The 12,037-nt window shown below is 61.6% G+C and carries 12 protein-coding genes; 11 read left to right on the plus strand and 1 reads right to left on the minus strand.

Annotated features, from left to right (window positions below):
- Window positions 1–26: 26 nt before the first annotated feature.
- The 11 genes from rsfS (at window position 27) to M0746_RS00545 (ending at window position 10,570) form a co-directional block, all read left to right on the plus strand.
- The gene (rsfS, locus tag M0746_RS00495) at window positions 27–521 is read left to right on the plus strand and encodes a ribosome silencing factor (RefSeq protein ID WP_258447903.1); all 495 of its coding nucleotides are present in this window, start codon (window positions 27–29) and stop codon (window positions 519–521) included.
- Between the two features lie 9 nt (window positions 522–530).
- A complete protein-coding gene (rlmH, locus tag M0746_RS00500; protein ID WP_009051038.1) occupies window positions 531–998 on the plus strand; it encodes a 23S rRNA (pseudouridine(1915)-N(3))-methyltransferase RlmH in 468 nt (155 codons plus the stop codon).
- Window positions 999–1,008: 10 nt separating this feature from the next.
- Window positions 1,009–2,904 (plus strand): penicillin-binding protein 2, encoded by a 1,896-nt coding sequence (mrdA, locus tag M0746_RS00505; protein WP_208939632.1) that lies wholly within the window; start codon window positions 1,009–1,011, stop codon window positions 2,902–2,904.
- 31 nt (window positions 2,905–2,935) lie between these two features.
- On the plus strand, window positions 2,936–4,039 hold the full coding sequence (gene rodA, locus M0746_RS00510; protein ID WP_208941038.1) for a rod shape-determining protein RodA: 1,104 nt from the start codon (window positions 2,936–2,938) through the stop codon (window positions 4,037–4,039).
- Window positions 4,040–4,056: 17 nt separating this feature from the next.
- Complete coding sequence (gene mltB / locus M0746_RS00515) at window positions 4,057–5,067, plus strand: lytic murein transglycosylase B (protein ID WP_258447904.1); 1,011 nt, start codon at window positions 4,057–4,059, stop codon at window positions 5,065–5,067.
- Complete coding sequence (locus tag M0746_RS00520; RefSeq protein WP_090286611.1) at window positions 5,067–6,077, plus strand: septal ring lytic transglycosylase RlpA family protein; 1,011 nt, start codon at window positions 5,067–5,069, stop codon at window positions 6,075–6,077. Before mltB ends, M0746_RS00520 begins: the two co-directional genes overlap by 1 nt.
- 187 nt (window positions 6,078–6,264) lie before the next feature.
- A complete protein-coding gene (locus tag M0746_RS00525) occupies window positions 6,265–7,422 on the plus strand; it encodes a D-alanyl-D-alanine carboxypeptidase family protein (protein WP_203419616.1) in 1,158 nt (385 codons plus the stop codon).
- Window positions 7,423–7,502: 80 nt separating this feature from the next.
- Window positions 7,503–7,778 carry a DUF493 domain-containing protein gene (locus tag M0746_RS00530; RefSeq protein WP_016773029.1) on the plus strand — a complete coding sequence of 92 codons (276 nt, stop codon included), beginning with the start codon at window positions 7,503–7,505 and terminating at the stop codon, window positions 7,776–7,778.
- Complete coding sequence (gene lipB / locus M0746_RS00535) at window positions 7,778–8,425, plus strand: lipoyl(octanoyl) transferase LipB (RefSeq protein WP_090286605.1); 648 nt, start codon at window positions 7,778–7,780, stop codon at window positions 8,423–8,425. Before M0746_RS00530 ends, lipB begins: the two co-directional genes overlap by 1 nt.
- Window positions 8,426–8,450: 25 nt before the next feature.
- On the plus strand, window positions 8,451–9,449 hold the full coding sequence (gene lipA, locus M0746_RS00540) for a lipoyl synthase (RefSeq protein WP_160768663.1): 999 nt from the start codon (window positions 8,451–8,453) through the stop codon (window positions 9,447–9,449).
- 170 nt (window positions 9,450–9,619) lie between these two features.
- The gene (locus M0746_RS00545; RefSeq protein WP_208939634.1) at window positions 9,620–10,570 is read left to right on the plus strand and encodes a S66 peptidase family protein; all 951 of its coding nucleotides are present in this window, start codon (window positions 9,620–9,622) and stop codon (window positions 10,568–10,570) included.
- 124 nt (window positions 10,571–10,694) lie between these two features.
- Here M0746_RS00545 and M0746_RS00550 read toward each other — a convergent pair whose 3' ends face one another.
- Window positions 10,695–12,017, minus strand: a complete 1,323-nt coding sequence (locus M0746_RS00550) for a lytic murein transglycosylase (RefSeq protein WP_258447905.1) — start codon at window positions 12,015–12,017, stop codon at window positions 10,695–10,697.
- Window positions 12,018–12,037: the final 20 nt, after the last annotated feature.

Consider the following 12,037-nt stretch of genomic DNA (forward strand, 5'->3'; position numbering starts at 1 on the left):
GAATACATGAGCAAAACGAGTTTTATATGACTGACAAAGATCTACCGAAAGTAAAGCGCAAAGGCACCTTCAAGAGCGCGCCGCTGCCGGAAGTCGCCAGCACCAACGAGCCGCTCAAGGGCGACGAACTGGTCAAGCTGGCCGTCGCCGCACTGGAAGACGTCAAGGCCCAGGATATCCAGGTCATCGATGTGCGCGAAAAGCAGAGCATCACTGACTACATGATCATCGCCACCGGTACCTCCAACCGCCAGATCAACGCGATGCTCGACAAGGTTCGCGAAGAAGTCAAAAAGCAGGGCGCCAAGCCGCTGGGCGAAGAAGGCAAGGGCGACAGCGACTGGGTGCTGCTCGACCTCGACCTGGTGATCGTGCACATGATGACGGCCTCGGCACGTCAGTTCTACGACCTGGAACGCCTCTGGGCCGGTGCCGAGCAGAGCCGTGCGGCCGACGCCAAGCATCACAGCCCGGAAAACACCCACGAGCATTTCACCAAGCTCAACAAAGACCAGCTGTAAGGGATTGCTGTGCGACTGCGCCTGATCGCCGTCGGTTCACGCATGCCCAAGTGGGTGGAAGAAGGCTGGCATGAATATGCCAAGCGTCTTCCGTCCGAGCTGGCGCTGGAACTGGTGGAAATACCGCTCAATACCCGTGGCAAGAATGCCGACGTGGCCCGATTCATCCGCCAGGAAGGCGAAGCCATGCTGGCCAAGGTCGGGCAGAACGAGCGGATCGTCACGCTGGAAGTCCACGGCAAACCCTGGAGCACCGAGCAACTGGCGGTCGAACTCGATCGCTGGCGGCTGGATTCGCGCACGGTCAATTTCATGGTCGGTGGCCCCGAGGGGCTGGCGCCGGAAGTCTGTGCCCGTGCCGATCAGCGCTGGTCCTTGTCGCCGCTGACATTGCCGCATCCGCTGGTGCGCATCCTTATCGGCGAACAGTTGTATCGTGCCTGGACCGTGTTGTCCGGTCACCCTTACCACAAGTAAGCCTGCCCTCATGTCTCAGCCGATCCGCATCAAGGACCACGAAAAGGACGCCCGTCTGGTGCGCAGCCGCGTCGTGTTCGGGGCCATTGCGGTCATGTTGCTGATTGGCGTACTGATCGCGCGGCTGTATTTCCTGCAAGTGATTCAGTACGAGTACCACTCGACCCTGTCGGAGAACAACCGCGTCCATGTGCAGCCGATTCCGCCCACGCGCGGGCTGATCTTCGACCGCAACGGCGTAGTGGTCGCGGACAACCGCCCAAGCTTCAGCCTGAGCATGACCCGCGAGCGCTCCGGCGACTGGCAGCAGGTGCTCGACGTTATTGTCGAGGTGCTTGAGTTGACGCCCGAGGACCGGGTGATCTTCGAGAAACGCATGCGTCAGGGGCGTCGGCCGTTCGAACCAGTGCCGATCCTGTTCGAGCTCAGCGAAGAGCAGATTGCCCGCATCGCCGTAAACCAGTTCCGCCTGCCGGGCGTCGAGGTCGTCGCGCAACTGGTTCGTCATTACCCGCAGGGCGCGCATTTTGCGCACTCGGTGGGCTACATGGGGCGGATCAACGAGAAAGAGCTGAAAAGCCTCGATCCAGTCAACTACAGCGGCACCCACCACATCGGCAAGACCGGCATCGAGCGTTTCTACGAGCCGGAATTGCACGGTCAGGTCGGTTACGAGGAAGTCGAGACCAACGCCCGGGGCCGCGTATTGCGCGTGCTCAAACGCACCGATCCGATTCCCGGCAAGGACATCGTCCTGAGCCTGGACATCAAGTTGCAGGAAGCTGCAGAAGCCGCGCTGGGCGGGCGGCGTGGCGCGGTGGTCGCGCTTGATCCGAAGACCGGTGAGGTGCTGGCGATGGTCAGTCAGCCGAGTTTCGACCCCAATCTGTTCGTCACCGGGATCAGCTTCAAGGCTTACGCCGAATTGCGCGATTCCATTGACCGGCCGCTGTTCAACCGCGTGTTGCGCGGTCTCTACCCGCCGGGCTCGACGATCAAGCCGGCGGTGGCGATTGCCGGTCTCGATGCCGGCGTCGTCACCGCTTCCAGTCGGGTGTTCGACCCGGGCTATTACATGCTGCCCAACTACGATCACAAGTACCGCAACTGGAACCGCACCGGGGACGGCTTCGTCGACCTCGACACGGCGATCATGCGGTCCAACGACACCTACTTCTATGACCTGGCGCACAAGCTCGGCATCGATCGGCTGTCGGCGTACATGAACAAGTTCGGTATCGGCCAGAAGGTCTCGCTGGACATGTTCGAAGAATCCCCCGGCCTGATGCCATCGCGCGAATGGAAGCGGGCGACACGCAAACAGGCATGGTTCCCCGGCGAAACCCTGATTCTCGGGATCGGCCAGGGCTACATGCAATCGACACCGCTGCAACTGGCCCAGGCCACGGCGCTGGTGGCCAACAAAGGTATCTGGAATCGTCCGCACCTGGCCAAATCCCTCGACGGGGTGAAGCCGGTGGATGACAACCCGATGCCGAACATTGTGCTGCGCGATCCGTCCGACTGGAACAAGGTCAACCATGGCATGCAGCAAGTGATGCACGGCGCCCGCGGCACCGCGCGCAAAGCGGCGATCGGCGCGCAGTACCGCATCGCCGGCAAGTCGGGCACCGCCCAGGTCGTGGCGATCAAGCAGGGCGAGAAGTACGACCGCTCCAAGGTCCAGGAACGCCACCGCGACCACGCCCTGTTCGTCGGGTTTGCTCCGGCCGATGACCCGAAGATCGTCGTCTCGGTGATGGTTGAGAACGGTGAGTCCGGTTCTGGTGTTGCGGCACCGGTAGTGCGCCAGGTGATGGACGCCTGGCTGCTCGACAAGGACGGACATTTGAAGGCCGAGTACGCCAGCCCAATCACTGCGGAGGCCACGGCCCGTGATGAATAACTTCGATCGCATGCTCTCCAGCGAGGATGTGATGCGTCGCCGCGCGACGTTGCTGCAAAGGCTGCATATCGATGGCCCGCTGTTGATCCTGTTGCTGATTCTCGCCGCCGGCAGCCTGTTCGTGCTGTATTCAGCCAGCGGCAAGAGCTGGGATCTGCTGGGCAAACAGGCGACATCGTTCGGCATTGGTCTGGTGGCGATGATCGTCATTGCCCAGTTCGAACCGCGATTCATGGCGCGCTGGGTGCCGCTCGGTTATGTCATCGGCGTGGTCTTGCTGCTGGTGGTGGACATCATGGGCCACAACGCCATGGGCGCCACGCGCTGGATCAACATTCCCGGGGTAATCCGCTTCCAGCCCTCTGAGTTCATGAAGATCCTCATGCCGGCAACCATCGCCTGGTACTTGTCCAAACGCACCTTGCCGCCGCAACTCAAGCACGTCGGCATCAGCCTGATGCTGATCGGCGTGCCGTTCGCGCTGATCGTGCGACAGCCCGACCTCGGCACTTCGCTGCTGATTCTGGCCGGTGGCGCCTTCGTGCTGTTCATGGGCGGGTTGCGCTGGCGCTGGATCATCAGCGTGCTGGCGGCGGCGATTCCGGTGTCGGTGGCGATGTGGTTTTTCATCATGCACGACTACCAGAAGCAACGAATCCTGACCTTTCTCGATCCGGAGAGCGATCCGCTGGGCACTGGCTGGAACATCATCCAGTCGAAAGCCGCGATCGGTTCTGGCGGTGTGTTCGGCAAAGGCTGGCTGCTGGGCACCCAGTCGCACCTGGACTTTCTCCCGGAAAGCCACACCGACTTCATCATTGCCGTTCTCGGCGAAGAGTTCGGTCTGGTCGGCATTTGCGCGCTGCTGCTGATCTATCTGCTGTTGATCGGCCGCGGGCTGGTGATCACTGCTCAGGCGCAGACCCTGTTCGGCAAATTGCTCGCCGGGGCGTTGACGATGACATTTTTTGTTTACGTTTTCGTCAACATCGGTATGGTCAGTGGCCTGTTGCCGGTCGTAGGGGTGCCGTTGCCATTCATTAGCTACGGAGGAACTTCGCTGGTGACACTGCTGTCAGCGTTTGGGGTTTTGATGTCGATCCATACCCATCGCAAGTGGATCGCACAGGTTTGAATAAGGTGAACAGTTCAATGCAAGTCATGCGTGGCTGGGCGACTCGATGCGCGCCGCTGGTTGGCCTGATGGGCCTGCTGGGCAGCGTGCAGGAAGCGCTGGCCGGCGAATACGAAGGCTCGCCGCAGGTGGCCGAATTCGTTGGTGAAATGACCCGCGACTACGGTTTCGCCGGCGAGCAACTGATGGCGGTATTGCGCGAGGCGCAGCGCAAACAGGCGATTCTCGATGCCATTTCCAGGCCAGCCGAGCGGGTCAAGCAGTGGAACGAATACCGCCCGATGTTCATCACCGACGCGCGCATCGCCCGCGGTGTCGACTTCTGGCGTCAGCACGAGGCAACCCTGGCGCGTGCCGAGCAGGAATACGGCGTACCGGCACAGGTCATCGTGTCGATCATCGGCGTTGAAACCTTTTTCGGACGTAATACCGGTAATTACCGGGTGATCGATGCGTTGTCGACGCTCGGTTTCGACTATCCTCCCCGTGCCGAATTTTTCCGCAAGGAACTGCGCGAGTTCTTGCTGCTGGCCCGTGAAGAACAGGTCGATCCATTGACCCTCAAAGGCTCCTACGCCGGGGCCATGGGCCTGCCGCAATTCATGCCGAGCAGCTTTCGCGCCTATGCGGTGGATTTCGACGGTGACGGCCACATCAATATCTGGAACAACCCGGACGATGCGATCGGCAGCGTTGCCAGTTATTTCAAGCGTCACGGCTGGGTCGCCGGCGAGCCGGTGGTCAGCCGCGCCGATGTTGCCGGCGAGCACGTCGATGAAGGCCTGACCAGCGGCATCGAGCCGACGAAAACGGTCGCAGAGTTGCGGGCGCTGGGCTGGTCAAGTCATGATGCGCTGCGCGATGATATGCCGGTTACCGCATTTCGCCTTGAAGGCGACAACGGCCCGGAATACTGGATGGGCCTGAAGAATTTCTACGCAATCACGCGTTATAACCGCAGCGTGATGTACGCCATGGCCGTACATCAACTGTCTGAACAGCTGGTACAAGCACGGGGCGTCAAGTAATGCAGGCATTGCCTAATCATAAACCCCTGAAGCTGGTGGCTTTCGCTGCGTTGGCAGTTCTGGTCGCCAGTTGCACGACCAGCCGCACCCCGACGCAGAAAACACCGTCCACTGCTGTCCGCGCCCAGCCGGGCCTGGACATCAACCGCGCGCATAAAGACGGCGCGCCGTGGTGGGATGTCGATGTCTCGCGCATTCCGGATGCGACGCCGACCCTGCACACCGGGCCGTACAAGGCCAACCCTTATACCGTGCTGGGCAAGACCTACTTTCCGCTGCAGGAATCCAAGACCTACGTCGCTTCCGGCACGGCGTCCTGGTACGGCACCAAGTTTCACGGGCAGAACACCGCCAACGGCGAGGTCTATGACCTGTACGGCATGAGTGCCGCACACAAGACCTTACCGCTGCCAAGTTACGTTCGGGTGACCAACCTGGACAACAACAAGACCGTGATCCTGCGCGTCAACGACCGCGGCCCGTTCTATTCCGATCGCATCATCGATCTGTCCTACGCGGCGGCGAAGAAACTCGGTTACGCCGAAACCGGCACCGCGCGGGTCAAGGTCGAAGGCATCGATCCGCAGCAATGGTGGGCCGCCAAAGGCCGTCCGGCGCCGCTGATGCTCAACGAGCCGCAAGTGGCGCAGACCAGCGCTCCGGTGATCACGGCTTCGGCCGGCACCGTCGAGCAATGGACCCCGCCGCCACAGCAACACGCCGCGGCCGTCGTGCCGGTGCAGATCGACGCAAAAAAAAACGCTTCTGCAACAGCGTCTGGCCAGTATCTGCAGGTGGGCGCGTTCGCCAACCCGGACGCTGCCGAACTGCTGAGGTCGAAGCTCAGCGGGATGGTGAGCGCTCCGGTGTTCATCAGCTCGATCGTGCGCAATCAGCAGACCCTGCACCGGGTTCGCCTGGGGCCGATCGGCTCGCCGGGTGAAATTGCCCAGGTGCAGAACAGCGTGCGCCTGGCCAACCTGGGTTCGCCCAGTGTGGTCACCGAGTAAAACGTAGACCTTGATTGACGGTTCACTTGCGGTATTCGGGGGGTGGACCAGGTTGTTGGCTCGTCGAAGAACAAAAGCCCGGCAAGGGTGACTTGAGTGAGCAACTGAACACGCGATGGCCCGTTAGAAGGCTGTCTGAACAAGTTTTGCCTTCGGGCAAGTTTCCATTAGCGATTTCGAGAGACGGATGAACATCACCACCTTTGCCAAACGCCTGTGTCTGCTAGTCCCGCTGCTCCTCTCGCCAGCCGCTTTCGCGGCCGAGATGATGCCGTCGCCACCACAACTGGCCGCCAAAGCCTACGTTCTGATGGATGCCAGCAGCGGCAACGTGCTGGTCGAAAACAACGGCGACCAGCGTCTGCCACCGGCCAGCCTGACCAAGCTGATGACCGCGTACATCGCGACCCTGGAAATCCGTCGCGGCCAGATCGGTGAAAACGATCCGGTGACCGTCAGCGAAAACGCCTGGCGTACCGGCGGTTCGCGGATGTTCATCAAGGTCGGCTCGCAGGTCACGGTCAGCGACCTGCTGCACGGCATCATCATCCAGTCCGGCAACGACGCCAGCGTGGCGCTGGCCGAGCACATCGCCGGCAGCGAAGACGCGTTCGCCGACCTGATGAACAAGACCGTCACCGAACTGGGCATGACCAATACCCACTTCATGAACCCGACCGGTCTGCCGAACCCTGAGCACTACTCGTCGGCGCACGACATGGCGATTCTGGCCCGCGCGATCATCCACGAAGACCCGGCTCACTATGCGATCTACTCGCAGAAAGAGTTCTTCTGGAACGGCATCAAGCAGCCTAACCGCAACCTGCTGCTGTGGCGCGACAAGACCGTCGACGGCCTGAAAACCGGTCACACCGACGAAGCCGGCTACTGCATGGTGTCCTCGGCGGTACGTGACGGTCAGCGTCTGATCGCCGTGGTGTTCGGCACCAACAGCGAAGTGGCCCGTGCCGCTGAAACGCAGAAACTGCTGACTTACGGCTTCCGCTTCTTCGAAACCCAGACGTTCTACCAGAAGGGCACCGAACTGGCTCAGGCGCCGGTGTGGAAAGGCACCACCAATCAAGTCAAGGCCGGCCTGGCTGAAGACCTGACCATGACCCTGCCAAAAGGCCAGCTGAAGAAGCTCGCTGCCAGCATGACCATGAACCCGCAACTGACCGCGCCTATCGCCAAGGGCGACGTGATCGGTAAAGTCGAAGTCAAACTGGAAGACAAGGTCGTGCACAGCGCTGACCTGATCGCTCTGGACGGCGTCGAAGAGGGTGGTATCTTCCGCCGCATGTGGGATAGCATCCGTCTATTCTTCTACGGCTTGTTCAACTGATTTAGTGTTGACCTGCATGGCCCCGCCCCGATCCGGTGCGGGGCCATGTGCGTTACCACGGCTTAAGAGGCCGTTACGCCATGACCGATACCGAAGTACAGGCGCCAAAAATCGAATTTCCCCAGACTGATTACCCGATCAAGGTGATCAGCGATACGGGCGTCGGTCGCAAAGACCAGATCATCGAGATCGTCAAGAAACACGCGACCATCAATGACGAGCGCATCGACGAGCGTCAAAGCAGCACCGGCAAATACACCACCATCCAGCTGCACATCGTCGCTACCGATCAGGACCAGCTGTACAACATCAACAGCGAACTGCGGGCGACCGGCTTCGTGCACATGGTGTTGTGATGCCGGGCACGCTGGGCTTTCGCGAACTTGGCCGGATGGCTTACGAGCCGGTCTGGCATGCCATGCAGCGCTTCACCAACGAACGCGGCAGCGCTGCCGCCGACGAAATCTGGCTCGTCGAGCACCCGCCGGTGTTCACTCAGGGCCAGGCCGGCAAGGCCGAACACCTGCTGCTGCCGGGAGATATCCCGGTGGTGCAGGTCGATCGCGGCGGGCAAGTGACTTATCATGGTCCCGGCCAACTGGTGGCCTACCTGCTGCTGGACGTACGCAAGCTGGGTTTCGGCGTACGTGATCTGGTCACGCGCATGGAACAGTGCCTGATCGAACTGCTGGCCAGCTACGGCGTGACCGCAGCGGCCAAGCCGGATGCTCCCGGCGTTTACGTCGAGGGCGCGAAAATCGCGTCTCTGGGTTTGCGCATTCGCCACGGTTGTTCCTTTCATGGCCTGGCCCTGAACGTGGATATGGACCTGGAACCGTTTCGACGGATTAATCCCTGCGGCTACGCCGGGCTGGCGATGACCCAGCTGAGCGATCACGCAGGATCGATTGAATTTGCCGAGGTAAGTGCCCGGCTGCGTGCGCAGCTCGTCAAACACCTCGACTATGCTGAGCAGACGACCCTCACGGGCGGAATCGACTGATATGACTACTGATGCAGTGCAAACCATGATCCCGACGCTCGACGTGACCGAGCGCCCGGCCCCGCGTCCCAAGGTTGAAGCCGGCGTCAAGCTGCGCGGTGCCGAGAAGGTTGCACGCATCCCGGTAAAGATCATTCCGACCACCGAACTGCCGAAAAAGCCTGACTGGATTCGCGTGCGCATTCCGGTGTCGCCGGAAGTCGACCGGATCAAGAGCCTGCTGCGCAAGCACAAGCTGCACAGTGTCTGCGAAGAAGCCTCCTGCCCGAACCTTGGCGAGTGCTTCTCCGGCGGCACCGCCACGTTCATGATCATGGGCGACATCTGCACCCGTCGCTGCCCGTTCTGCGACGTTGGCCACGGTCGTCCGAAGCCTTTGGACGTCAACGAGCCGGAAAGCCTGGCCATCGCCATCGCCGACCTCAAGCTCAAGTATGTGGTGATCACCTCGGTAGACCGCGACGACCTGCGTGACGGCGGTGCCCAGCACTTCGCCGACTGCATCCGCGAAATCCGCAAGCTGTCGCCGAATGTGCAGCTCGAGACCCTGGTCCCGGACTACCGTGGCCGCATGGATATTGCCCTGGAAATCACCGCTGCCGAGCCGCCGGATGTGTTCAACCACAACCTGGAAACCGTACCGCGTCTGTACAAGGCCGCGCGTCCGGGATCGGATTACCAGTGGTCGCTGACCCTGCTGCAGCGCTTCAAGCAGATGATGCCGCACATTCCGACCAAGTCCGGTCTGATGCTGGGTCTTGGCGAAACCGACGAAGAAGTCATCGAAGTCATGAAGCGCATGCGCGAACACGACATCGACATGCTGACCCTCGGTCAGTACCTGCAACCGTCGCGCAGCCACTTGCCGGTGCAGCGTTTCGTGCACCCGGACACCTTCGCCTGGTTCGCCGAGGAGGGTTACAAGATGGGCTTCAAGAACGTGGCCTCGGGTCCGCTGGTACGTTCTTCGTACCACGCCGACGAGCAGGCGAAGCTGGTCAAGGCCGAGCTGCTGGGTTCCTGATCCAGCGTTGACCTGAAAATTGCCCGCCGAGGTTATGCCCGGCGGGCATTTTTTTGCCCGTCTCACATCCGATGCCGACTTTTCCTGCAACTTGCGACGGGGCAGACCCTCTTCTGTTTGCCCGCGTTCCTGACTACTGTGTGTGCATGACTTCACAGAGAGATCCAAGGATGACCATTCGACCGACCCACACGCTCTGCCCGCACCGAGCCGTGCCCGCGCTGCCGGCAGAAGGACTCATCGGCGTCATCGCGCCTGCCGGCCCAGGCACGCTGGACACCGAAAAGGCGCTGCAATGGATGCGCGCCCGCGGCTATGGGCTGAAGGTGTTTCCTGGCGTTTACGAGAAGGACGGCTATCTGGCCGGCAGCGATGACGTGCGCCTGCGCGATCTGCACGCGGCGTTCGCTGACCCGCAAGTCGACGCGATCATTTGCCTGCGCGGCGGTTACGGCACGCCGCGGTTGCTCGACCGGATCGACTATGACCTGCTCAGCCGCCACGCCAAGCCCTTCGTCGGCTACAGCGACATCACCGCGCTACACCTGGCGATCAGTCGCTATGCCGGCTTCGTAACCTTTCACGGGCCGTTGCTCAATGCCGATCTGCTGGGCGACAAGGAGCCGCCGACCGTCACTTCGTTCTTTGCCATGTTGCGCGGGCAGTCGAAGGCGGGAAGTGTGCTCAGCCACCCAGTGGCGTATCCGTTGACCACTGTCGAGCCGGGCGTCGCGCACGGGCGCCTGCTGGGCGGCAACCTGGCAATGATCGCCGCAACGCTGGGTACGCCTTATGAAATCGATGTCGAAGGCGTGATCCTGCTGATCGAGGACATCAACGAGCCGTTGTATCGCATCGACCGCTTGCTGACGCAGATGCGTCTGGCCGGCAAGTTGGCGAAATTGCGGGGTGTGTTAGTGGGGGATGTGGCGGGGGTCGATATTCAGGCACTGAACCGCTTGCTCAAGCAAACGTTCGAGCCGCTGCGGATTCCGGTGCTGTCAGGCTGGCGCAGCGGGCATTGCGACCCCAACCTGACGCTGCCGATGGGCGCGCTGGTGCGCCTGGATGCGGGGAAGCAGGAGCTGATGCTGGAGCAGGATGTGGTGATCAAGGTTTAGAAACCGGTCGCTTGACGGTAAGTCTTCGCGAGCAGGCTCGCCCACATTTGATCGGTGGCGCGCACATAACCAATGTGGGAGCGAGCCTGCTCGCGAAGGCGCCATCAGCCATACAACCTGCCCACTACTGGGCGCGCAGGCTTTCCAGCAACTTGTGCGTCGGATAACCATCCGCCGGCCAGCCCAGTGACTGCTGCGCGCTGCGAATTGCCTTGCGCGTGTTGGCGCCGATGATCCCGTCCGCCGTGCCGGCATCGAAGTTGCGCGCACTCAGCAACGTCTGCAATTCCATCCGCTCGGTGCGGCTCAACGGCAGGTCGTCTTTCGGCCAGGTCCCGTTGATCAAGCCGCCACCGTTGAACCGCTCCGACAGCAGGCTCACCGCCAGGGCGTAGGACGAGGAGTTGTTGTACTTGAGGATCGCCCGGAAGTTGTCGAGGATCAGGAACGCCGGCCCGCGATAACCGGCGGGCAGCAGCAGGGCAGCGGACAGTTGCTCGGAGCCGACCGGCACTTGCGCGCCGTTCGGCAGGCTCACGCCCAATTGACGCCATTCGGCGACGCTTTTGCGAATCGCACCGTCGGCCAGGGTGTAATCGAATGTGCCCGGCAACTGCACTTCAAAGCCCCACGGCTGGCCACGCTGCCAGCCCGAGCTCTGCAGATAGTGAGCAGTCGAGGCCAGCGCATCGGCGGGGCTGCCCCAGATATCGCGGCGGCCATCGCCGTCAAAGTCCACGGCGTGGGTGTTGTAGGTGGTCGGAATGAATTGGGTCTGACCCATGGCGCCGGCCCAGGAACCGAGCATTTTCTCCGGAGTGATATCGCCTTGTTGCAGGATTTGCAGGGCGGCGATCAGTTGCGCATGGGCAAAGCCCGGGCGGCGTCCTTCGTAGGCGAGGGTGGCCAGCGAATTGATCACCGACTTGCTGCCCTGGAACTGGCCGAAGTTGCTTTCCATGCCCCACACCGACACCAGCGCCTGGCGATCAACGCCATAGCGTTGTTCGATGTCGCGCAGGATGTCGGCGTATTGATTGACCAGCGTCTGGCCTTTGCGCACGCGCAGTGGCGACAGTGCGCCATCGAGGTATTCCCACACCGGCCGGGAGAATTCCGGCTGACTGCGGTCGGCACGAATCACGCTGGCATCGAAGCTGACATCAGCAAACGCACGATCGAACAGCTCAGGGCGAATCCCGGCGGCCAGGGCATCCTTGCGGAACCCTGCTTGCCATTCGGCGAAGGTCTGGGTGGGTTGCAGATCGAGAGGGTCGGCGGACGGCACTACCGGCGGGATGATCGCTGGGGCCGTGGCGACAGGTGCGGCTTGCAGGGGTTGTGCGTCGGCGGCGGTGGGTTTTTCCGCGCAGGCAACAAGCAGAATGAAGCTGGAGGCAGCGATCAATTGGCGGACAGGCCAACGATTGGAAAGACTGAAGGGCATGCACGGTTCCAGGGAATACG

The organism is Pseudomonas sp. S11P7 (assembly GCF_023195435.1).
Lineage (GTDB): Bacteria > Pseudomonadota > Gammaproteobacteria > Pseudomonadales > Pseudomonadaceae > Aquipseudomonas > Aquipseudomonas fluorescens_G.

Bases quoted from the DNA above. Each gene is read 5' to 3' on its own strand.
- mrdA (WP_208939632.1), top strand. From the start codon at position 1,009: ATGTCTCAGCCGATCCGCATCAAGGACCACGAAAAGGACGCCCGTCTG.
- M0746_RS00550 (WP_258447905.1), bottom strand. From the start codon at position 12,017: ATGCCCTTCAGTCTTTCCAATCGTTGGCCTGTCCGCCAATTGATCGCT.
- rodA (WP_208941038.1), top strand. From the start codon at position 2,936: ATGCGTCGCCGCGCGACGTTGCTGCAAAGGCTGCATATCGATGGCCCG.
- M0746_RS00530 (WP_016773029.1), top strand. From the start codon at position 7,503: ATGACCGATACCGAAGTACAGGCGCCAAAAATCGAATTTCCCCAGACT.
- rsfS (WP_258447903.1), top strand. From the start codon at position 27: ATGACTGACAAAGATCTACCGAAAGTAAAGCGCAAAGGCACCTTCAAG.
- M0746_RS00520 (WP_090286611.1), top strand. From the start codon at position 5,067: ATGCAGGCATTGCCTAATCATAAACCCCTGAAGCTGGTGGCTTTCGCT.
- M0746_RS00545 (WP_208939634.1), top strand. From the start codon at position 9,620: ATGACCATTCGACCGACCCACACGCTCTGCCCGCACCGAGCCGTGCCC.
- mltB (WP_258447904.1), top strand. From the start codon at position 4,057: ATGCAAGTCATGCGTGGCTGGGCGACTCGATGCGCGCCGCTGGTTGGC.
- lipA (WP_160768663.1), top strand. From the start codon at position 8,451: ATGATCCCGACGCTCGACGTGACCGAGCGCCCGGCCCCGCGTCCCAAG.
- M0746_RS00525 (WP_203419616.1), top strand. From the start codon at position 6,265: ATGAACATCACCACCTTTGCCAAACGCCTGTGTCTGCTAGTCCCGCTG.
- lipB (WP_090286605.1), top strand. From the start codon at position 7,778: ATGCCGGGCACGCTGGGCTTTCGCGAACTTGGCCGGATGGCTTACGAG.